Annotated in this window: 14 protein-coding genes; 6 read left to right on the top strand and 8 right to left on the bottom strand. The window is 68.5% G+C overall.

Annotation, left to right across the window (positions count from 1 at the left end; genetic code table 11):
* Positions 1 to 16: 16 nt before the first annotated feature.
* On the bottom strand, positions 17 to 1,348 hold the full coding sequence (locus VM780_RS10710) for a tlde1 domain-containing protein (protein WP_325447261.1): 1,332 nt from the start codon (positions 1,346 to 1,348) through the stop codon (positions 17 to 19).
* A 233-nt stretch (positions 1,349 to 1,581) separates the two neighbouring features.
* Here VM780_RS10710 and tyrS point away from each other — a divergent pair, with 233 nt between their 5' ends.
* A complete protein-coding gene (tyrS, locus tag VM780_RS10715; protein WP_325447262.1) occupies positions 1,582 to 2,841 on the top strand; it encodes a tyrosine--tRNA ligase in 1,260 nt (419 codons plus the stop codon).
* Positions 2,842 to 2,856: 15 nt separating this feature from the next.
* On the opposite strand, the gene VM780_RS10720 is transcribed toward tyrS, so the two are convergent.
* Entirely contained in the window at positions 2,857 to 6,180 is a 3,324-nt protein-coding gene (locus VM780_RS10720) for a DUF3971 domain-containing protein (protein WP_325447263.1), read from the bottom strand.
* Between the two features lie 271 nt (positions 6,181 to 6,451).
* Between VM780_RS10720 and VM780_RS10725 the strand changes: the two genes are divergently transcribed.
* Together VM780_RS10725 and VM780_RS10730 are read left to right on the top strand one after the other, a co-directional pair.
* Positions 6,452 to 6,925, top strand: coding sequence for a peroxiredoxin (locus VM780_RS10725; protein ID WP_325447264.1), 474 nt, complete (start codon positions 6,452 to 6,454; stop codon positions 6,923 to 6,925).
* 76 nt (positions 6,926 to 7,001) lie between these two features.
* A complete protein-coding gene (locus VM780_RS10730; protein ID WP_325447265.1) occupies positions 7,002 to 8,210 on the top strand; it encodes a M23 family metallopeptidase in 1,209 nt (402 codons plus the stop codon).
* Positions 8,211 to 8,412: 202 nt separating this feature from the next.
* Here the strand turns inward: VM780_RS10730 and prfB are convergent.
* A protein-coding gene (gene prfB, locus VM780_RS10735) for a peptide chain release factor 2 (protein WP_325447266.1) occupies positions 8,413 to 9,544 on the bottom strand; the annotation gives its coding sequence in 2 pieces (ribosomal slippage) (positions 8,413 to 9,474 and positions 9,476 to 9,544; 1,131 coding nt in all).
* A 160-nt stretch (positions 9,545 to 9,704) separates the two neighbouring features.
* Between prfB and VM780_RS10740 the strand changes: the two genes are divergently transcribed.
* A complete protein-coding gene (locus VM780_RS10740) occupies positions 9,705 to 10,010 on the top strand; it encodes an EthD family reductase (protein WP_325447267.1) in 306 nt (101 codons plus the stop codon).
* Between the two features lie 7 nt (positions 10,011 to 10,017).
* On the opposite strand, the gene VM780_RS10745 is transcribed toward VM780_RS10740, so the two are convergent.
* The 3 genes from VM780_RS10745 to VM780_RS10755 form a co-directional block, all read right to left on the bottom strand.
* Positions 10,018 to 10,572, bottom strand: a complete 555-nt coding sequence (locus VM780_RS10745) for a cation transporter (RefSeq protein WP_325447268.1) — start codon at positions 10,570 to 10,572, stop codon at positions 10,018 to 10,020.
* 58 nt (positions 10,573 to 10,630) lie between these two features.
* Positions 10,631 to 13,090 (bottom strand): penicillin-binding protein 1A, encoded by a 2,460-nt coding sequence (locus tag VM780_RS10750; RefSeq protein ID WP_325447269.1) that lies wholly within the window; start codon positions 13,088 to 13,090, stop codon positions 10,631 to 10,633.
* 140 nt (positions 13,091 to 13,230) lie between these two features.
* Complete coding sequence (locus VM780_RS10755; protein ID WP_325447270.1) at positions 13,231 to 14,457, bottom strand: N-acetylmuramoyl-L-alanine amidase; 1,227 nt, start codon at positions 14,455 to 14,457, stop codon at positions 13,231 to 13,233.
* 735 nt (positions 14,458 to 15,192) lie between these two features.
* Here VM780_RS10755 and VM780_RS10760 point away from each other — a divergent pair.
* A complete protein-coding gene (locus tag VM780_RS10760) occupies positions 15,193 to 17,844 on the top strand; it encodes a ribonuclease E/G (protein ID WP_325447271.1) in 2,652 nt (883 codons plus the stop codon).
* Between the two features lie 106 nt (positions 17,845 to 17,950).
* Here VM780_RS10760 and secG read toward each other — a convergent pair whose 3' ends face one another.
* Both secG and tpiA read right to left on the bottom strand, forming a co-directional pair.
* On the bottom strand, positions 17,951 to 18,469 hold the full coding sequence (gene secG / locus VM780_RS10765; RefSeq protein ID WP_325447272.1) for a preprotein translocase subunit SecG: 519 nt from the start codon (positions 18,467 to 18,469) through the stop codon (positions 17,951 to 17,953).
* A gap of 126 nt (positions 18,470 to 18,595) precedes the next feature.
* Entirely contained in the window at positions 18,596 to 19,360 is a 765-nt protein-coding gene (gene tpiA, locus VM780_RS10770) for a triose-phosphate isomerase (protein ID WP_325447273.1), read from the bottom strand.
* 187 nt (positions 19,361 to 19,547) lie between these two features.
* Between tpiA and VM780_RS10775 the strand changes: the two genes are divergently transcribed.
* Complete coding sequence (locus VM780_RS10775; RefSeq protein WP_325447274.1) at positions 19,548 to 21,431, top strand: SurA N-terminal domain-containing protein; 1,884 nt, start codon at positions 19,548 to 19,550, stop codon at positions 21,429 to 21,431.

Consider the following 21,431-nt stretch of genomic DNA (forward strand, 5'->3'; position numbering starts at 1 on the left):
TTGCCGACTTCAAAGGTCAGAGCGCAGACATGTAAGTCGGCAGCTCCGCCATGCTGGACACGACGACGAGCTTCCTGATCTCGCCGGCCTTGAAGGCCCGCAGGAAGCGCCCGTAATTCTTGAACACGACGCATCCGTTCGACTGCGAGCGGTCGCCGCCGCCGACATACATGTAGGGGTGCGCGAGCAACCCGTCGCGATTGAAGACCTTTCGCTGGTCTCGGGGCAGCAGGCGGATGGCCTCCGCGCCGTGGAACCGCGCCTCGCGCATCCTGAGATCGTAGATGTTGGGCGGCGTGGGCCCGCGGTTCTTCTCACGGACATAGACCGGATTGTCCTGCCTATGGCCGAGGCCGGAATGAGCTTCGAGCTTCTCGCCGCTCGGAAGCCGGACCGTCGCAGAGGCGATGTCATAGACTGCGATCCCGCTTCCGCGACCCGGTAGCCTGGCCGTCTCGCTCCGACCCAGCAAATTGCTGAAGAAGTCGTTCGGCGCGTCGCTTCTGCTCTCAAGCTCGGGCGCCGCGTAAGCCAGCGCCGTGCGAGGCCGCGGCGTTGGCGCGCCCGGCGCGAAGCTCCCGGGACGGGCGGAAGAGACCGCGGGACGCGGTGGCGCGCTGTCAGCCGGGGCCGCCCGCAGGACATCCGTGGGACGAACCATGGGCAGAGGCGGGACGGGCAGCGGCTCTGGCGTCGGGTCGCTTACGCTGGAGACGGCGCTTTCCGGAAGGGGCGCAGGGGCGCTTTCCGCCGGTTCGGATCTGGATGGGGGCGCCTCCAAGGACGCGAGCCGGATCACCGGCGCAGACGGAACGGCGGAGGCCAGCGCGACCGCCGCGTCGGCTGAGATGACGCGCGGCGCCGGGCGCATGGCGAGTTCGGTCGGCGGCGGAGGGGTCAGGGACGCGCTTGCCGGCTCGGCCGCGATAGGCGCGGAAGCCAGCAGCGTCGCATCGTCGCCTGCCTCGCTCGCCACCGGCTGAAGCGGAACGCCTCGCGTCGCCGAAGGCTCCCCGTCCAGCATCAGACGGGCTTCGACAAGCTTCGCCCCAAGCATCGAAAGATCGCGGCTGAAGTCAGCTCCCGCCGGTCCGAACCGCGCATCATGCTCCGCGAAGATCGAGACGGCCTTGCTGGCCTGCGAATGCGCCTGCAGCGCGGCGGGCGGGGCCCATACTTCGAGCGCCGCCGGACGATGCACCGCCGCGACCATGAGATTCGCCGTCGCCGTGGAAGCGATTGCAAGGAGGGCGACGGCGGACCCCGCGCTCGCGAGCGTCAGGGCCGCCCCCACGGCGACCAGCCGGGTTGTGCGGGCGACGTCCGCAATAGGAACGCTAGAACTCATCGACCGGCTTTCCCCCAACGCCAGCGGCGCGGTCGGCTACTCCTGTGACTTTTGCCGGCGGGCCGCCGGAACAGGCGGCGCGACGCAGCGGCGAAGTCATTCAGGAGCGTGGCGCAGATTGGTTAACCATCTCTGCCGGCGCGCGCCATTCAGGCGCGGGGCGTCGGCGCCCGAATGGATTCGGCGCGGGAACCTGCTACACACCGCGCCCTGACCTTGCGACGGGCCTGCCGATGACCGCCTACCGTTCCGATTTCCTGCGCCTGCTCGACGAGCGCGGCCAGATCCACCAGATCTCCGACGCTCCCGCGCTCGACGCTCTCGCGCTCGAGGGCACGGTCACGGCCTATATCGGCTACGACCTCACGGCGCCGAGCCTGCATGTCGGCCACATGGCCAACATCATGATGCTGCGGAGGCTTCAGCAGAGCCAGCACAAGCCGATCGTGCTGATGGGCGGCGGCACCACAAAGATTGGCGACCCCTCCTTCCGCAACGAGCAGCGGCCGCTGCTCGACGACGCCCAGATCAAGGCCAACAAGGAGACCATCAAGTCGGTCTTCACTCAGTTCATGACCTTCGGCGACGGCGCGAGCGACGCCATCATGGTCGACAACTCGGAATGGCTCGACCGGCTGGAATACGTGCCGTTTCTCCGCGAGATCGGCCGGCACTTCTCCGTCAACCGGATGCTGAGCTTCGACAGCGTGAAGTCGCGTCTCGAGCAGGAGCAGCCGTTCTCGTTTCTCGAGTTCAACTACATGATCCTCCAGGCCTATGATTTCCTGGAGCTCAAGCGCCGCTACGACTGCCGGCTGCAGATGGGCGGCTCCGATCAGTGGGGCAACATCATCAACGGCATCGAGCTCGGCCGCCGCGTCGACGCCGCCCAGCTCTTCGCCCTCACCTGTCCGCTCATCACCACGGCCTCCGGCGCAAAGATGGGCAAGACCGCCGGCGGCGCCGTCTGGCTGAACGCCGACATGACCAGCCCCTACGAGTTCTGGCAGTATTGGCGGAACACCGAGGATGACGACGTCGTCCGCTTCCTGAAGCTCTTCACGGATCTGCCGCTGGCCGAGATCGAGCGACTTGGAGCCCTGCAGGGCTCCGAGATCAACGAGGCCAAGAAGGTCCTCGCGACTGAGGCGACCGCGATCGTCCATGGCCGCGCGGCGGCTGAAGAGGCCGAGGCCACCGCGCGTAAGACGTTCGAGGAGGGCGCGCTCGCCGAGACGCTGCCGACGGTCGAGATCGACCGCCACGCGCTGGAGCGCGGCGTCGGCGTGCTCAGCGCCTTCGCCGAGATCGCCAGATTGGTCGCCTCGAACGGCGAGGCGCGCCGGCAGGCGAAGGGCGGCGGGCTGCGGGTCAACGACCAGCAGGTTTCGGACGATCGCGCGATCCTCACCGCGGCCGATCTCACGCCCGAAGGGGTGATCAAGCTGTCGCTCGGACGCAAGAAGCACGTGCTGATCCGGCCGCGCGCCTAAGGCGGCGAGGCTCGGTCAGCGCTCGGTCGGCTCGGCCGGGGCCGAGGCGGCGGGAGCGTCCGGCCGCCCGTCCTGGCGGAACTCGAAAAGCTTCCGCATGAAGCCGGGCGCCACGGCTGACATCGGGTTGATGGTGATCGTCGGAGCCGCGGTGCGGCCCTGCACCTTGAAGGTCACGCCCAGCAGGCCGCCATGTTCGCCGCCGCCGAGCAGCGCGCCGAACAGCGGAACGCGACTGAAGAGGTTGTTGAGCGCGTAGACGGGCACGAAGGTCCCGACCAGGTCGACTGAATCCGACGCGTAGTTCACGGCGCCCGACAGGGTCGCGCCGAGTTGCGGTCCGTAGACCACAGCTTCCTTCACGGCGATCCGGCCGCCGCCCTGAACGAAATCCACCTTCAATCGGTCGAATCGCGTCGCGCCGCCGCGCGCCGGCGCTGCGCTGTCCGCGCCGGTGGTGCGCCTGACGCGCTCAAGCGCGTTTTCGTTCCGCACCGAGAAGTCGCGAATGCGCAGCACCCCGGGTCCTCCTGAAAGCGAGGCGGCGAGCACGAACGCGCCGCCATCCACCCGGCCATAGAGATCGGCGAAGCGCAGCGCAGCGCCGGCGTCCTCGCCGGCAAGGTTCAGCCGTCCGCCCTCGCCGGTCGACAGCTTGATGGCGCCCGCTCCGATCCGCCCGGCGCCGTCGGCGTCGACGACTTTGCCGTCGCGCACGCCGAGTCTCAGGTCGAGTCCGGCCACCGCCTCGCCGCCATAGCCGAGCCCTGTCCCGAGCTTAGCGCTCACGTCCAGATTCTTGGCCGCGCCGCCGCCCGCGTCGCCGCCTCCTCCGCCGCCCGCGTCCGACGTCTTCTTGCGATAAGCGTCCATCAGCGGCTTCAGATCGAGCGCTGCGCCCTGGACCGACACCTTGGTGACGCCGCCGCGACCTTTGTCGATCTCCACCCGCGCGTCGTCGCCCGCGGCGGGACGATAGATCGGAAGCGTCGCGGCGATCAGATCTCCCTTGGCGCCGAATTCGATCGCGCCGCGCACGCTTCGGTCGCCGCTTTCGAGCACGAAATCACGTACGATCGTCTTCTCGGGGCCGCGCTCGACCTTGAAGCTCAAGCGCCCCGCCCGGCCCGCGGGTTTAACGAACCCCGGAATGACGCCGTCGATCCCGACCTTCGCGAGATCGGCCGTGACGGTCATCGGAGCGCTTGGCTCGTCGAGATAAAGCTCCGCCGAGAGCGGCACGGCGCCGCGAAGCGAACCCGAGACGTCGAGGCCGAGCCGCGTCAGGTCTCCGGCGTCGGCGGTCAGCGTGACCGCCAGCTTGCGCCGGGCTTGCCCGCCGGCGGGCGCCGGCTCCTCGAGCATCGATACCGTCGCAGGGGCGCCCCGCACCGAGCCGCTGCCGGTCAGAGTGGGCGGGCCGTCGGCTACCTTGAGCTGGAACGCGCCCTTCTCGAAGCTGCGGCCTGCAAACAGGTTTGCGATCTTCACGTCGCGCATGTCGGCCAGGACGTTGATGACCGGCGGGGGGCCCGCGTCAGCGTGATCGAGTTCCATCTTGACCGACACGTCGGCCGCGATGCGTCCCGAGACGTTCGCAATCTCAAGCTGGCTCGGCAGCGGATTGCGGCCGAACGCTCCCGACGCGACCATAGACAGGGCGCGGCGGAGCGAACCGTCCATCTTCAGGTCCACGGTCGCAGGCGGATAGCGCGGGCCAAGCTGAGGCACCACGAAGTGGACGTTCGAGACGGAGAGCGCCCCTTCCTCTCCGGGATCCGCGACATAGGCCTGGTCGATCATGACGTCGACGCGTTGCGAGGTGGCGATCACCTTGCCTTTCGCGCCCTCGATCCACGGCATGCCCGGACGCCCACGAAGGACGCCGTCGCCGAAGCGGATGTCGAGGTCCATCGAGCCCGGCGGCAACGGGTCGTGCGGCCCCATCTTCGCGAGCGCTCCGACCGGTATGTCGAGGGTCAGCGAGACCGAGTCCACCCGCCCTGCGCTGACGTTCTCCACGATCCAGCCACGCACTGAGCTCGCCAGGAAGAACGGCCAGAGCCGCTTCACCGCCGAGGCCGGCATCGGCGAGCTCACGAGCCCGAGCTGGACGGCCGGGCTCTCGCCGTTAAACCGGATCAGCCCGCTGATGGCCGCTCCGGCGGTCGGGCCAAGGATCTGGCCTTTGTCAATTTCCAGCACGCCGGTGGTCGGCTCGAACCGCGCCTCGATTTCGATCCTGTCGAGCCGCAGGGGCGCGTCGCTCGGGCTCTCGCCGGAGAGCAGAATGTCGGTTCCGTGGAGCTGCGCGAGCCACGGCTTCCCCGGCTTGTCGGGGGCCGCAAGCGAGCCCGCGAAGCTCATCTGGCCGCCATGTCCCCGGATCTGGGAAGGCTCGAGCAGCAGGGCGCGCCCGACAGGATCCCAACGCAACGCCAGCTGCACGCGGTCGAGACTCATCTGCCGCGGCGGCTCCGGCGCGGCAGGTCCTGGGAGAGAGAGCTGCAGCGAGCGGGCGTCGAGGCGGCCGTCGCCCGCCAGCAGCTTGCCGTCGCCGCCAATTTCGGCGTTGAGGTGCCCCGAAACACGTCCGGCCACAGGCGCCGCGCCGGCCTTCTCGGCGAGCGGCGCCGAATAGGGGGCGAGGTTCACGTTCTCGAGCCCGACGTCGATGACCCGCGCTTTGTCCGCCCGCACCGAGGTGACCGTGACGGCGGTGGTCCAGCGATCGTCGGCTCGGGCGGAAGAGGCAGTGAGCGCTATCGCTCCTCCGGGCCCGCGCGAGAGCCGCAGGTTGACCCCGTCGAGAGCAAGCGGCGCCCGGCTGCGCGGCGCGACCAGGATGGTGGCGTCGGCGACCTCCACCTCCTCGAGCGCTCCGGCTGCGCCGTCCGGTCCAAGCAGGCGATCGAGGTCGCCGATCGCGGCCAGAACGCGGGCCGGCAGATCGGCGTTCTTCGAGGCGGCGTCGACAGTGTCGTCAAAGCGCATGTCGAGGCGCGGACTGGTGACATGCACGGAGCGGACTTCGACGTCGCCGCCAAGCAACCCCAGGCCGTCGAGACGCAGTTCGGCGCGCGGAACGCTCGCCACGACCGGCCCTCCGCCGACCTTCGAGATCGCGAGCTCGACGAGTCGAAGCTCGACGCCGTCGCCGCCGCGATGCAGTTCCGCATCCGCGATCTCGACCGCATATTCGGGGCCGAGGCGCTGCTGGATGGCGGCCTTGACCCTCGGGATCACCTGGGAAGCCGGGAGCGGCATGTAGAGGATCGCGAGCCAGGCGGCCCCGATGGCGACACCGAGCGCCAGCACGCCGCCGGCGGCGAGGCTCAAGATGCGGCGGGAGGTAGGGCGAGGCGCTGCAGGCAGGCCATCAGCCCTGCGGGCGCTGCGTCCCCTGCCCATCCAGGGCAGCGCGGCTGCGCGGAGGCGCGAGGACGGCTCAGGTTTGCGCGCATCCGCCATCAGATCAGGTCGTCTTCCTCCGTCGCGGCCGACCGCCGCTGCGGCTTCGATTCGACCTGTTCAAACTCGGTCATGGACCTTGCCGCAGCAAGCCTATGAGGGACTATGCGGGCGTTTTCATGAAGGGAAGCAGAACGCCATGACCAGCAGCGCACCGACCGTCGGCCAGACTGCCCCGGATTTCGCCCTGCCGGCCGCAGGCGGCGGAGTGATCCGCCTCAGCGACCTGCGCGGCCGCAAGGTCGTCCTGTACTTCTATCCGAAGGATGATACCTCCGGCTGTACGCGCGAGGCGATCGACTTCAACCGGCTCAGACCGCAATTCGCGGAGGCCGGAACCGAGGTGATCGGTCTTTCCCCCGACAGCGTCGCGAGCCACGACAAGTTTCGAACGAAACACGGCCTCGGCTTCGCCCTCGCCTCTGACGAGGAGAAGCAGGCGCTCGCCGCCTATGGCGTGTGGGTCGAGAAAAGCATGTATGGCCGTCGCTATATGGGCGTGGAGCGCACGACCATGCTGATCGACGCCGAAGGCAAGATCGCGCGGATCTGGGACAAGGTGAAGGTCCCCGGACACGCGGACGAGGTTCTGCGGGCGGCGCAAGAGATCTAACGTCCGGCGACCGATCATTAGCGAGAGGTTAACCTTAACTGTCTAGCGTTGCTCGGCGCGATCGTCGGGGAACGGTATGGCGGCCCACTCACACGACAAGTCGCGCCACGCCGCGGCGGACCGCATCGTCATCGAGCGCGGGGGCCGACGCACCACGGTGAGCCTGCCGCGGCACGGCGCAACGGTCCTCTGCCTGTTCATCCTCGGGCTCCTGGTCTGGTCGGCAGGCGCAGGAGCCTACGTCCTGTTCCACGACACGGTCGTTGCGGAGCTTCGACACGGCGCCCGCGCCGCCCAAAAGGGTTACGAGGCGCAGATCTCCACCTTGCGCGACGAGCTCGGCCGCGCCCGTACGCGCCGGCTCGTGGAGAGCGCGGGGCTCGACGAGCGGCTGGCGGAGCTCGCCCGGCGCCAGGAAGCTCTGGAACGACGCCAGCTCACGCTGGCCGAGCTTTCCGATCCCGTCGCGGCGGACGCCGGCGATTCCGGCTCCGCCCTCGCCTATGCTGCAAAGCCGCAGCCGCTCGAGTCCCGCGCCGCGCTCGACGACATCGGCGCAGATGAGGCCGCAGGGTCCTCCCGCTCGCCCTCAAATCTGTCCGAACGCCTCTCGACCTCAATAGACGAGGCCGAACAGCGCCAAGCGCGGACCCTGGAGGGCATTGCGGCAAAGACCGGGCAGCGGCGCCGGACGCTCGAAAAGGTCTACGACGCGGTGGGCGCCAGGAAGCCTGCCTTGACCGACGGCAAAGCGCGCGGCGGCCCTTTCGAGCCCCTGCCCGCGCGCGCCCTGAGCTTCGAGGCGCGAGTCGCGCAGATCTCCGCCGAGCAGGCGGCCGTCGAGGCGCTCGATCGCGGCCTGGCCAATGTCCCCCTTAGGACGCCTGCGCCGCGCGCGCCGGTTACGAGCGGCTTCGGCGCGAGGTCCGATCCCTTCCTGGGGCGGCTGGCCTTCCACGCCGGCGTCGATTTCGAGGAAGCGTATGGCGAAACCGTCAAGGCGACTGCGGCCGGGCAGGTCACCGTCGCCGGGCCCACCGGGGGATACGGCAACATGGTCGAGATCGACCATGGCGGCGGCCTCACGACCCGCTACGGGCACATGTCGTCAATCGCCGTGACGCCGGGCCAGACGGTCAAGCTTGGCACGACCCTCGGCCGCGTCGGTTCAACCGGCCGCTCGACAGGGCCGCATCTGCACTACGAGACGCGGGTGAACGGCGAGGCGGTCGACCCGTTCCGCTTCCTCAACGCCGGCCGGATGCTGGCCGCCATGGAGCGCTGAGACGACCGGCTCACTGCCTGCGGCAGAACATGCCGTTGCGCAACGGCTCTCCGTCCGTCTCCCGCCTGGGGACACGTTGCATCTTGGCTCCCCCGCTCGGCGCGGCCGGTAGCGCACGGCGCGCCAAACTACCAATCTGGGCGGCGAAGAATGGTCGCCCGGGCTCCTCGTCTCCCAGACTGGTCAGCCGGACGCCATTGGATCAGTCGACGTCCTCGACCTCCTCGGCGGCGCCGCCATAGGCGCGCTGCGCCAGCGTCGCCTCCATGAAATCGTCGAGATCGCCATCGAGCACGTCCTGCGGCGAGGTCGAGGTGTGGCCGGTCCGCAGATCCTTCACGAGCTGGTACGGCTGCAGCACATAGGACCGGATCTGGTGGCCCCAGCCGATGTCGGTCTTGGCGGCCTGGTCGGCAGCCGCGGCCTCCTCGCGGATCTTCAGCTCGCGCTCGTAGAGCTTGGCGCGCAGCATGTCCCAGGCGGTCGCCCGGTTCTTGTGCTGCGAGCGGTCGCCCTGGCTCACGACCATGATGCCCGTCGGGTTGTGCACGAGGCGCACGGCCGATTCGGTCTTGTTGACGTGCTGACCGCCGGCGCCGCCGGAGCGCATCGTGTCGACGCGCACATCCGACTCGTTGATCTCGATTTTGATGCTGTCGTCGATCACCGGATAGACGTCGATCGACGCGAAGCTCGTCTGTCTGCGGGCGTTCGAATCGAACGGCGAGATGCGCACGAGGCGGTGAACCCCGGCCTCGGTCTTGAGCCAGCCATAGGCGTTGTGGCCCTTGATCTGGAGCGTCGCCGACTTGATTCCGGCCTGCTCGCCGTTCTGGTGGTCGACGACCTCGACCTTGAAGCCGCGCCGCTCGGCCCAGCGCGTGTACATGCGCAGAAGCATCTCGGCCCAGTCCTGGCTCTCCGTGCCGCCTGCGCCGGGGTGGACCTCCAGGAAGGTGTCGAAGGCGTCGGCTTCGCCCGAGAGCAGCGACTCGAGCTGGCGTCTGCCGGTCTCGTCCTTCAGCGCCTTGAGCGCCTTCTCGGCGTCGGCGACGATGGTCTCGTCGCCTTCCATCTCGCCGAGCTCGATCAGCTCGATGTTGTCCTTCAGCTCGCGTTCGATCCTGAGGACGCCGCTCATGGCGTCGTCGAGCGCGGTGCGCTCACGCATGATCTTCTGCGCGCGCTCGGGATCCTCCCAGAGCGATGGGTCTTCAGCGATGTGGTTCAGTTCTTCGAGGCGGGACTGGGACTGATCCCAGTCAAAGATGCCTCCTCAGCAGCCCGACTGACTGCTCGATGTCCTGGACGAGGGTTTCGATCTCGGCGCGCATGGCCAGTTCGGATCCCGGATGGGTGTGAATGGGCGGCGACTGGTAGCGGCCGACCGGCGGTCTGTAAACCGTGCGCTGCGTTCGGCCGCTATCGCAGCGCGCGGGTGGAGAAAGCCGGGCGCGGGCTCTAGATGGTGCGCTCCAACATGGAGACGCCCCCTTGACCAAGCTCATCGTCATGTACCCGAAGCCCGCCGATCCGGCTCAGTTCGACCAGCATTTCCGCTCGGTCCACATGCCGCTCGTGCAGAAGATGCCCGGCCTTAAGCGCTTCAGCTACGGACCCGCAAAGGGTCTGGACGGCGCGGACGGCGCGTTCTTCTGGATGTTCGTCGGCACGTTCGACAGCGTCGACGCGATCAAGACCGCCCTTGAGTCCCCCGAAGGACAGGCGGCGGTGGCGGACATTCCGAACTATTCGCCCGCTGCGCCCACCATTCTCACGCTCGAAGAAACCGAAGGCTGATCAGACCTCAGGCCGCCGCGCGGCGTTCCGCGCCGGCGGCCTCCCAGACCTCGCGCGCCGCGTCGAGGTTCATCGCTGCGATCGCCAGGCCGACCACCAGGTCAGGCCATGGCGACTGCAGCGCGTAGGTCGCGGCGCCCGCCGCCACGATGCCGATATTGGCCGCGACGTCGTTTCGGGCCGACAGGAAGGCCGCCCGCGTGAGGCTGCCGCCATGGCTGCGCCAGCGCGCCAGCATGAGCGCGCAGGCGAGGTTCACGAGCAGCGCTCCGCCGCCCGTGAGCGTAAGGGCGATCGGCGCGGGCACCGCCGGATCCCAGAACTTGTCCCACGCGGTCCAGAGGGTGGCTGCCGTCGGCGCGAGCAGGATAGCTGCGAGCAGCATGCCGACCCGCCCGCGCGCTCTCAGCGACCAGCCCAGCGCCATCAGGATCAGCAGATTGACTGAGGCGTCCTCGAGGAAGTCGACGCTGTCGGCGAACAGCGAAACGGAGCCGATGGCCAGGGCGACCGCGATCTCGACGCCGAAATAGCCGAGGTTGAGCAGCGCCACAGCAGCCACGACGCGGCGGAGGTCAGCGGAGCCGTCTCGATCACCCGCCGCCACTGCGGTCGCGCGCTCAGTACAGCCCGCCGGTGCCGGTGCGAACCGCCCGGTCGGCCTCGGGAGTCACGACCTGCGGCCGATCCGAGGGCGCGGCCTGGCCGATGATCGAATAGCTGTCCGCCGGCGCGGTGCCGGGCTTGAACGCCTCCAGGATCACCTTGGGATCGCCGGCGGCCGCGCGCATGCCCGTGGTCGGGTTGATGCGGATCAGCTTGATGCCCGGCGGCACCCGGAACGGCGTCGCCGGCTTGTCGGCGAGCGCGGCTTTCATGAACTCGGTGAACACCGGCGCGGCGACCGAGCCTCCGGTCTCGCCGGCGCCCAGCGAATGCGGCTTGTCGTAGCCCAGATAAACCCCGACCACGAGATCGGGCGAGAAGCCGACGAACCAGGCGTCCTTGTAATCGTTGGTCGTGCCGGTCTTGCCGGCGATCGGCTTACCCACCGCCTTCACTGCCGTGCCGGTGCCGCGCAGCACCACGCCCTCCATCATGGAGGTGATCTGATAGGCCGTCATGGGATCGAGCACCTGCTCGCGGCTGTCGACCAGTTTCGGCTCGTCCTGCTTCGCCCAGGCGGTCGCCGTGCAGCCGAGGCACTGCCGATCGTCATGCCGGTAGATGGTTTTCCCGGTGCGGTCCTGGATCCGGTCGATAACGCTCGGCGTCACCCGCTTGCCGCCGTTCGCGAACATCGAATAGGCCGCGGTCATCTTCAGGACGGTTGTCTCGCCCGCGCCGAGCGCCATCGAGAGGTAACGAGGCAGATCGTCCATCACGCCGAAGCGACGGGCATATTCGGAGATCAGCGGCATGCCCATGTCCTGAGCGAGCCGCACCGTCATGACATTGCGCGACTTCTCGATCCCGAAGCGCAGCGTCTGGGGGCCGTAGAACTTCTTGCCGTAATTTTCCGGCCGCCAGATCCCGATCCCGGGTCCTTGATCGATCTCAATCGGTCCGTCGAGCACGACGCTCGAGGGCGTATAGCCATTGTCGAGCGCCGCGGCGTAGATGAACGGCTTGAACGACGAGCCCGGCTGCCTGAGCGCCTGGGTAGCGCGGTTGAACTGGCTCTCGTCATAGGAGAACCCGCCGGCGAGCGCGAGCACGCTGCCGGTGTACGGGTCCATGGCGACGAGCCCGCCGGAAACCTCGGGAACCTGCCGGAGCCGATATGCCGACGAGCGGTCTTTCATGGGCTCGACATAGATCACGTCGCCCGCCTTCACGACCTGCGACACCGTCTTGACCGCGCGCCCCCGCTCCGGACCTGTGGCCCACTTCGCCCAGCGGACGCCGTCCAGCGGCAGGGCGCCGACCTCGCGCTCGCGCGTCACGCCGCCCGATTTGTCGCGCCCCGGCTGCAGGCCGATCGTGGCCTCGTTCGAGCCCGCGTCGAGAACCACGGCGAGCCGCCACGGGCTGATGTCGCCATAGGCTGGGATGTCAGCGAGCGCCACGCCCCAGTCGCCGCGCGGGTCGATTTCGCGCAGCGGGCCGCGCCAGCCCCGCTCCTCATCGTAGCTCACCAGTCCGTCGCTGAGCGATTTCCGCGCCAGAAGCTGAAGGTGCGGGTCAAGCGTCGTGCGGACCGACAGACCGCCCTCGTAAAGCCCCTTCTCGCCATAGCGCTCGTAAAGGACGCGCCGCACCTCCTCGTTGAAATACTCGCTGGCGGGAAGCTGCGTTCCGGTGGGCCGGGGGTCCACGTCGAGCGGCGATTTCTTGGCGGCTACGCCTTCCTCGGCGGTCGCGTAGCCATTCTCCACCATCCGATCGATGACCCAGTTCCGCCGCTCGATCGCGCGATCCGGATACCGGAACGGGTGGTAGTTGTTCGGGGCCTTCGGAAGCGCCGCCAGATAGGCCGCCTCGGCGAGCGTCAGCTCGCTCACCGATTTATCGAAGTAGACCAGCGCTGCGGCGCCGACGCCGTAGGCGCCGAGGCCCAGATAGATCTCGTTGAGATAGAGCTCGAGGATGCGGTCCTTCGAATAGGTCTGCTCGATCCGGAGGGCGAGCAGCGCCTCCTTGATCTTGCGCTCGTAGTCCTGGCGGTTCGTCAGCAGGAAGTTCTTGGCGACCTGCTGGGTGATGGTCGATGCGCCCTGCGGTCGGCGACCCTGGTTCTGGAAGTTCAACAGCGCCGCGCGCGCGATGCCGCCGAAGTCCAGCCCGCCATGCTCGTAGAAATTCTTGTCCTCGGCGGAAGTGAACGCCTGGATCACGCGCTTCGGCACCGCCTGGATCGGCAGGAACAGGCGACGCTCCTTGGCGTACTCGGCGATCAGGCGGCCGTCGTTGGCGTGCAGCCGCGTCATGATCGGCGGCTCGTACTTCGCGAGCTGCTCGTAGTCCGGCAGTTCCTTCGAATACTTCCAGACGAAGTAGCCCGCGACCGCGGCCCCGGCGAGACCCAGGAGAGCTCCGGTCGCGAACAGGAAGCCGATGAAACGGACTAGCAGGCGCAAGCGATCCTCGCATGTCTGGCGCGGCGCGAGGCGCCGGGCCGCCCATCGGGCGCAGACGCTCGCCTCAGCGCGCTCGCGCTTCCGCTATGCCACGGCATCGGGCCGCTTTGTGGAGAATATGCGGCGTGAGGCGGAAGCGGTTAATTTACCGGGCGGGGTGTGCCCTGCGCGATACGGGTGTCGAAGTACCGCTCTACCGCCTCGGCGACCGCGCCCGTCGCCTGCTCCCGCCACTTGTCGGACATCATCAGCTTGGCGTCCTCAGGGCTTGAGAGGTAACCGAGCTCGAGCAGCACCGAGGGAACGTCCGGCGCCTTGAGCACGCGGAATCCCGCGGAACGCAGCGGGTTCTTGTTGAGCTTGGCGGCTTCCTTCAGCTCCTTGACCAGGCCGCGCGCGAACTGCGTCGTGAAGGCTTTGGTCTCACGGCGCGCCAGGTCGAAGAGGATGCCGGCGACCTCCTCGGGCTCTTCGGAAAGATCGACGCCGGCGATCAGGTCGGCGCGGTTCTCCTTCTCGGCGAGCCGCTCGGCTTCCTTGTCGGACGCCCTTTCGGACAGGGTGTAGATCGTGGCCCCGCGGACGCCGAACGGATCGGCCAGCGTGTCGGCGTGGATCGAGATCATCAGGCTGGCGCCGTTCTCCCGCGCGACCTTCACGCGGCCGGGCAGCGAGATGAAGGTGTCGTCATCCCGGGTCAGCACCACGCGTCGCGCCCCGCCTGCCTCGATCTTCTCTTTCAGCCGCTTGGCGAAGGCCAGCACGATATCCTTCTCGCTTGCGCCTGCGGGCCCGGCCGCGCCGGGATCGACGCCGCCATGGCCCGGGTCGATGACGACGACCGGCAGGTCACGCTCCTCAGGCGGCGCTGCAGAGGCTGTTTTGTCGACGGCGCCGGTGGGGTCCCCTTCGCGCGCGGAGAGCGACTGCAGAAAGGTTTTTCGGTCGCTCGGCGTGAGGTCCAGCACGAGCCGCGCCGGCTGCCCCGCGACCGCGTCGAGCACAAAGGCCTTGTCGATCGCCACCGGCCGCTTGACGTCGACCACGATCCGCGACCGGCCTGGCGCAAGGAGGCCGAACCGGTAGGCGCTGATCAGCCCCCTTCCCTCGCGGCCGGCCGTCTCAGGCAACCGGAAGGCGATTTCCGGAAGATCGATGACGACGCGATAAGGATCGGCGAGCGTAAAGGCCTTGATCGCGGCCGAGGCGGACAGGTCGATGACGAGGCGGGTGCGCTGCTCGTCGCCGGCGATTCGGGCGTCGGTCGCCACCGGGCGCGCGTCGGTTGCGGGCTCGGCCAGCGCGAAGCGGCACGGAGCGACCAGCGCTGCCAGGATCAGGAAGGCGAAGAGCGGCGAACGGATCATCTGAATCGCGAAGCTTCCCGAACGGCGAGATTATCGGGCGCCTGTAGGCCGTGTTACGGCCCCCAGGGTTAACCGTCCTTAAATCACCGGACCGTCATGCGCACCCCGCTGACGCGGGAAGTCGCCAGCTCCGAGCTTCGGGCGGTCTTGACGCTTGGCGCGGCGGCCTCTGCTTCTTGTCACAGGTTCCCGCCTCGGCTAAACATCAGCGCCCACGGCGAAACGCGGCGAGTCTCTATTCCGGCCCGTTTCGTCTGAGCGGCCTCAGTGCGCCGCCCTGAAGCGTAGCGCGCCACTCCAAGACAACTGGTCCGGGAATGGCTTGCGTCGCTGAAGACGACGGATAACGGCCGCCAGCGAAAGCGTTCCGCACCCAGTCGGCGTTTAGACGCAGGCCGGGACGACGCCGTGAGCGGCCCCCGACTGTGTCGCCGGGCCCGCTGTGACGTCACGAGACGCGCTCCGGCGACCGAGCCCGGGCCGTTCCAGATTTGCGAGGTGGCTCGGACCAATGCGCACGGCGAGACACGCCGCTTTCGCTCCGTCCGAAACCTCGATCCGTCGGCTTCGCCGGCGTTCGCCGGATACGCGCGCCGCGCTGGCTCTGCGAAAGCGGCGCCGCTCCGGCTCAATCATTCCAACCGCCGCCGAGCCCCCGCGCGTTCCGCGCGCCCTGCCCGCGCTGTCGATCTCGACGGCTGCAGGCCGGCTCGGCCGTACCCAAGAGTTCTATACATGGCCAATAAGATGCTCATCGACGCCACCCATCCCGAGGAGACGAGGGTGGTCGTCGTGCGAGGCTCGCGAGTCGAGGAGTTCGACTTCGAGAGCGCAAACCGCAAGCAGCTTCGCGGGAACATTTATCTCGCGAAGGTGACGCGGGTCGAACCGTCGCTTCAGGCGGCGTTCGTCGAATATGGCGGCAACCGCCATGGCTTCCTCGCCTTCAGCGAAATCCATCCCGACTACTACCAGATCCCGGTCGCCGACCGGCAGGCGCTGATCGCGGAAGACGAGAAGGCCGAAGCCGAGGAAGAGGCCGCCGAGGAGAAGCCTGCGGGCGGACGGCGGCGGCGCGGTCGCGCGCGTCCGAAGGCGACGTCTTCAGACGGAAGCGACGCTGTCTCCGCCGATGCCGAGGCGTCCTCCGACGGGGACAACGCTTCCGCTGAGAAGCCTGAGGCGCAGGAAGGCGACGACGCCTCCCGGAGCGAGGCTGACGCTGCGATCGAGCAGCACGTCGCCGAGCAGGAGGAGAAGGTCGAGAACGGCGATCCGGAGGAGCATCCGGTCGAGTCGGTCGGCGCCGGGGAGGCCTTCGAGGAGATGCCCGAGCGCGCGCCGCGCCGGCTGCGCTCCTACAAGATCCAGGAAGTCATCAAGCGCCGGCAGATCCTGCTGGTGCAGGTCGTCAAGGAAGAGCGCGGCACGAAGGGCGCCGCCCTCACCACCTATCTGTCGCTCGCCGGGCGTTACTCGGTGCTGATGCCGAACACCGCGCGCGGCGGCGGCATCTCGCGCAAGATCACCTCAGCACAGGATCGCAAGCGGCTGAAGGAGGTCGCCTCCGACCTCGAGGTGCCGGAGGGCATGGGCGTCATTCTGCGGACCGCGGGCGCGAGCCGCACTCGGCCCGAGATCAAACGCGACTTCGAATATCTGATGCGCCTGTGGGAGACGGTGCGCGAGCTTACGCTCAAGTCGACGGCGCCGGCTCTGGTCTATGAGGAAGGCTCGCTCATCAAGCGTTCCATCCGCGACCTCTACAACAAGGACATCGACGAAGTTCTGGTCGCCGGCGAGGAAGGCTACCGCGAGGCCAAGGACTTCATGCGCATGCTCATGCCGAGCTATGCGAAGATCGTGCAGCCCTACCGCGACAGCCAGCCGCTGTTCTCGAAGATGGGCGTCGAAACCCAGCTCGACGCGATGTTCTCCAACATCGTGACGATGAAGTCCGGCGGCTACATCGTGATCAACCAGACCGAGGCGCTGGTTGCGATCGACGTGAACTCGGGACGCTCCACGCGCGAGCACAACATCGAAGACACGGCGCTCCGCACCAATCTCGAGGCCGCCGAGGAGGTCGCCCGCCAGCTTCGTCTGCGCGACCTCGCCGGCCTGATCGTGATCGACTTCATCGACATGGAAGAGGCGCGCAACAATCGCGCCGTCGAGAAGAAGCTCAAGGACTGCCTGAAGGACGACCGCGCCCGCATCCAGCTCGGCCGGATCTCGCATTTCGGCCTGATGGAGATGTCGCGTCAGCGCATCCGCACCGGCGTCCTGGAAAGCTCGAGCGAAGTCTGCCCGCTCTGCAACGGCGCCGGCATCGTGCGCGCGGTTCCCTCGGTGGCGCTCCATGTGCTGCGCACCGTCGAGGACAATCTCCGCAAGGACGCGTCCCGCAACCTGCTGGTGAAGACTCGCGGCGAGGTCGCGCTCTACATCCTGAACCAGAAGCGGGGCCATCTGCGGGAGATCGAGGACCGGTTCGGCGTGTTCGTCACCTTCGCGGCGGAAGAGCATCTGCCGGCCGGCCAGCATGCGCTGGTCGAGCGCACCGATCCGGCGACCGGGGAGCCCCGGCTCAACGTCACCCAGGTGCGGGTCGACAGCGTGGAGCCGGAGGAGCTCGAGCCTGTCGTGGAGACGGCTGAGCTTGTCGTTCCGGAAGCGCGCGAGGAGCCCGAACAGCAGGCGGGCGGCGACGAGGACACGCTCGAGGGCGGCGCCGGCCGCCGTCGTCGGCGGCGTCGGCGGCGCCGTGGCGGGGGTCGTGGCGAGGGCGATCAGGGCCTCGAATCCGCCTCCGAGGGGCAGGACCAGGATGACGCGGAGGACAGCGATGAACCTCGCGAGGCCGTGGTCAGCGACGTGGCGGAGCAGACGCCGCTGGTCGCCACGCCGATTGAGCCTACCGAAGCGGCCGATTCCGATGACGATTCCGAGGAAAACGGCAAGCGCCGCCGCCGCGGTCGTCGCGGCGGACGCCGCAATCGTCGCGACGAGCCGCTCGAGCAAGAAGCGGAGGCTGGCGCGGAGAACGAGCCCGTCCAGAATGGCGAGGACGGCGAAGCGGCTGTTCTGACGGGCGTGGCGCCCGTCGTGGCCGAGGCCGCCGCGTCGGTCGACGAACAGCCTGCGGCGGCAGAGCCCGCTCAGGCGGCGGAGATCGCGGTTCAGCCGTCTGAAGACGTGCCGGCCGAAGAAGTCTCGGCTGCCGTCGAGCCTGTCGTCGTGGAAGATGCCGGATCTCAGGCGGCCGAGCCGTCGCCGGAGCCCGCGCCCGAGCCGCGTCGGCCCGCGGAGCTTGAGCCGGTTGCGGAAGATCCGAACCGGCCGCGCCGCACCGGCTGGTGGAGCCGCCGCGCCTCCGGCGCGTAAGGCGCGGCGCACCGCGCGCCCGCCAGCCTCGACGCAAAAAGAAAGGCCCGGAGCAATCCGGGCCTTTTTGATTCTGGCGTTGACCTTTACGCCGCGCTCGCCGCGATCACTGCTGGGGCTTGGGCGCCTGCGGCTGCTCGGCGGCGGCCGGAGGCGTCGGCTGCTGCGGGGCGCTCTGCTGCTCGCCAGACGGGACAGGAGCGGCGTTCTGAGGCGTCGGAGCCGCGCCCGCCGGCTGCGGCGGCGCGCCTGCGCCTTCTTCCGCCTTCTGCTCGCCGCCCGCAGGCTGCAGGCTGGGCAGGATGCCGCCCTTGCCGCTTCCGAGCGGCGCGCTCGGCGAACCTGGCAAAGTCGCCGGAGTGGGCTGCGCGCCGGTCGGCTGCAACCGGTCGAACACCGATCCGCCGCCATAGCCGGCCACGATGGTGAGCGAGATGCTCGTGGCGAAGAAGCCCGCCGCCAGATAGGCGGTCAGCCGCGACATCGGATTGCCCTGGCCGCGTCCCGCCATAAAGCCGCCGCCGCCGCCAATGCCGAGCCCTCCGCCCTCGGAGCGCTGGAGCAGCACGACCACGACCAGCGCGAGCACGATCATGAGATGGATGACGATGAGGACGGTCTGCATGGGGCTCGATCGTAAAAAGGGGTCCGCGTCGGAGATCGCGAGCCGCGCTCTGTACACCACTGCGGCGACGCCCGCCACCTAGCGCACGAAGCGGTCAGCCTCGCCCCTCGTCCGGATCGGCGCCGCTCAGCGCTTGGCGGCTTGTGCGATCGCCAGGAAATCGTCCGCCTTCAGGCTGGCGCCGCCCACGAGAGCGCCATCGACGTCGGCGGCGCTCAGCAGCTCGGCGGCGTTCTCCGGCTTGACCGAGCCGCCATAGAGAATCCGCATCCACTCGCCTTCCTGGCCGAACCGGGCCTGCAGCGCGCGTCGGATCCGGCCGTGCATCTCGGCGACGTCCTGCACGGTGGGCGTGACGCCGGTGCCGATCGCCCAAACAGGCTCGTAGGCCACGACCACGGTCTTCGCCCGTGCGGCGTTGGGCAGCGATCCTTCGAGCTGCCGCTCGACGACTTCGAACGCCGCGCCGGCGGCCCGCTCCTCCTCGGTCTCGCCGACGCAGACGATGGCCACGAGTCCGGCGCGCAGGGCCGCCTCGGCCTTGGCGCGGACGATCGCGTCGGCCTCGCAGTGGTCGGCGCGGCGCTCGGAATGACCGACGATCACTGCTTTGCCGCCGGCGTCCGCGATCATTTCGGCGGAGATATCACCGGTGTGAGCGCCCGAGGGCGCGGCATGGCAATCCTGCGCGCCGACAATCACGCCGGCGCCGCGGGTCGCGGTGGCGAAGCTCGTCAGCAGCGTCGCCGGCGGAAACACCATGATGTCCACGGCGTTCTTCAGCGGCCCCTGATACGCGCCGACGATCCGCACGAATTCCGGCGCCGAAGCCCCGAGACCATTCATCTTCCAATTGCCGGCGATGAGCGGCTTGCGCGCGGCGTTCGACATCTGCACTGCCTCCGGAAGCGGGGCCGCGCCGTACCGGCGGGGCGGTCGCGACGTATCAGAAGCCGTGACGCTTGCAAATTCCTCCCGCGCTTGCGATTTGCGGCGGCCAGCGAGGCGTGTCAGCTCTCGCCACCCGTCGAGCGGCGCGCCGCTCCCCGAGCTCCTTAACGCGAGACGTGATTCCGCGATGCTTCAGACGCTCCGTCACGGCGCCGCCGGCTGGGTCGCCAAGCTCTTCCTCGGAGTGCTCGTCCTGAGCTTCGCCGTCTGGGGCATCGCCGACATTTTCCGCATCGGCGGAGGCGGCCGGAACGCCGCCATCGTCGGCGACCGCAAGATCTCGGTCGAGGAATTCCGCAACGCCTATTCGAACGAGCTCCGCCGCGTCAGCCAGCAGGCCAAGCGCGTGATCACGCCCGAGCAGGCTCGGCTCGCGGGCATCGGCGAGCGGGTTCTGGGCAATATGGTCAATGAGGCGGCGATCGACGCGCGCATCGCCAAGCTCAGGCTCTCAGTCAGCGACGAGGAGGTCGCCCGCGAGGTTCAGGAGGACGAGATCTTCCGCGGTCCGACCGGCGGCTTCGACCGGGCGACGTTCAACGAGATCCTGCGGCAGAACAATCTGAGCGAGAAGGATTACATCCGGCTGCAGCGCAGCTTCACGGCGCGCAAGCAGCTGACCGACGCGATGACGGCGAACATGACGACGCCTGTCGCGCTGCGCCAAGCGATCCACGCCTATAACGCCGACAGCCGCTCGATCGCCTATCTGGAGCTCAAGCCGGAAGATCCGGCCGCCATTCCCGCGCCCAGCGAAGAGGCGCTCCGCTCCTATTACGATGAGCATAAAGGCGGCTTCCGCGCGCCCGAATACCGCAAACTTGCTGTCCTGGCGCTGGACGCGAAAGCGCTCGCCTCCTCGAAAGAGATCCCGGACAGCGAGGTCCGCGCCTATTACGAGGCGAACAAGCCCAAATACTCCGATCTCGAGAAACGCTCGATCGAGCAGATCTCCTTCCCGACTCTGGAGGAGGCGCATGCGGCCTACGACCAGATTCAGAAAGGCGAGCTGTTCGAGCAGGTCATGATCCAGCGCAAGATCAAGCCCGAGGACGCCTTCCTGGGCAATCTGAGCAAGGCGGAGATGTTCGACCGGAAGGTCGCTGACGCGGCCTTCGCGCTCAAGCAAGGCGAGGTCAGCGCGCCCGTGCAGGGCCAGTACGCGACCGTGCTTCTTCGGGTCACCGGAATCCAGAACGAGCAGGTGAAGAGCTTCGACGCGGTGCGTGAGGAAATCCGCGCCCTGCTCGCCGAGCTGGCCGCCAAGAAGGACGTGCTCGCGATCCACGACAAGATCGACGAGGCGCGCCTCGGCGGGGCCACGCTCGAGGAGATCGGCAAGGCGCAGAACCTCCCGGTGCGGGTGGTCGACGCCGTCGACCGCGCCGGCAGGACCCCGGGCGGCGCCGCGATCTCCGACCTTCCGCTGTCGTCGCAGCTTCTCAGCAAGGCGTTCGAGCCGGACACCGACTCGGACGTGGTGTCCGCCGATGACGCCTATGTCTGGTTCGACGTGCGCGGCGTCACGGAAGCGCGCGACCTGTCGTTCGAGGAGGCGCGCCCCCAGGTCGAGGCCCGGTGGCGCGAAGACGAGGCGCGCCATCGCCTCGACCAGCGCGCGGACGACCTGCTCGCCCAGCTGAAGGGCGGCAAGACGCTGGATCAGGTGGCCGCTGCGCAGAAGCTTCAGGTCGAGCAGGCGGAGACCACCCGCAGCGGCGGGGCGCCCTCCATCAAGCCCGCGCAGGCCACCGCCGTTTTCCAGACGCCCGTCGAGGGCTTCGGCGCCACGGCGGCGGACGAGACGGGCTCGCGGCTGCTGTTCAAGGTCACGGCAGAGAACATCCGGCCATTCGATCCGGCGGCGCCGGACGACAGCGGCCAGCTCGACAAGCTCGCGAGCGGCATGGGCTCCGACGTCGTCTCGGCCTTCGTCCAGAAGCTCCGCGAGGATCTCGGCACGCGCTTCGATCCCGGCGCGATCGCCGAGGTCGTCGGCGGGGCCGGCTGA

It is taken from the genome of Hansschlegelia sp. (assembly GCF_035538955.1).
Taxonomy (GTDB): Bacteria; Pseudomonadota; Alphaproteobacteria; order Rhizobiales; family Methylopilaceae; genus Methylopila.

Coding starts and splice junctions, on each gene's coding strand:
- tpiA (WP_325447273.1), bottom strand. CDS start 19,360: ATGTCGAACGCCGCGCGCAAGCCGCTCATCGCCGGCAATTGGAAGATG.
- VM780_RS10730 (WP_325447265.1), top strand. CDS start 7,002: ATGGCGGCCCACTCACACGACAAGTCGCGCCACGCCGCGGCGGACCGC.
- VM780_RS10710 (WP_325447261.1), bottom strand. CDS start 1,348: ATGAGTTCTAGCGTTCCTATTGCGGACGTCGCCCGCACAACCCGGCTG.
- VM780_RS10760 (WP_325447271.1), top strand. CDS start 15,193: ATGGCCAATAAGATGCTCATCGACGCCACCCATCCCGAGGAGACGAGG.
- tyrS (WP_325447262.1), top strand. CDS start 1,582: ATGACCGCCTACCGTTCCGATTTCCTGCGCCTGCTCGACGAGCGCGGC.
- VM780_RS10755 (WP_325447270.1), bottom strand. CDS start 14,457: ATGATCCGTTCGCCGCTCTTCGCCTTCCTGATCCTGGCAGCGCTGGTC.
- VM780_RS10725 (WP_325447264.1), top strand. CDS start 6,452: ATGACCAGCAGCGCACCGACCGTCGGCCAGACTGCCCCGGATTTCGCC.
- VM780_RS10775 (WP_325447274.1), top strand. CDS start 19,548: ATGCTTCAGACGCTCCGTCACGGCGCCGCCGGCTGGGTCGCCAAGCTC.
- secG (WP_325447272.1), bottom strand. CDS start 18,469: ATGCAGACCGTCCTCATCGTCATCCATCTCATGATCGTGCTCGCGCTG.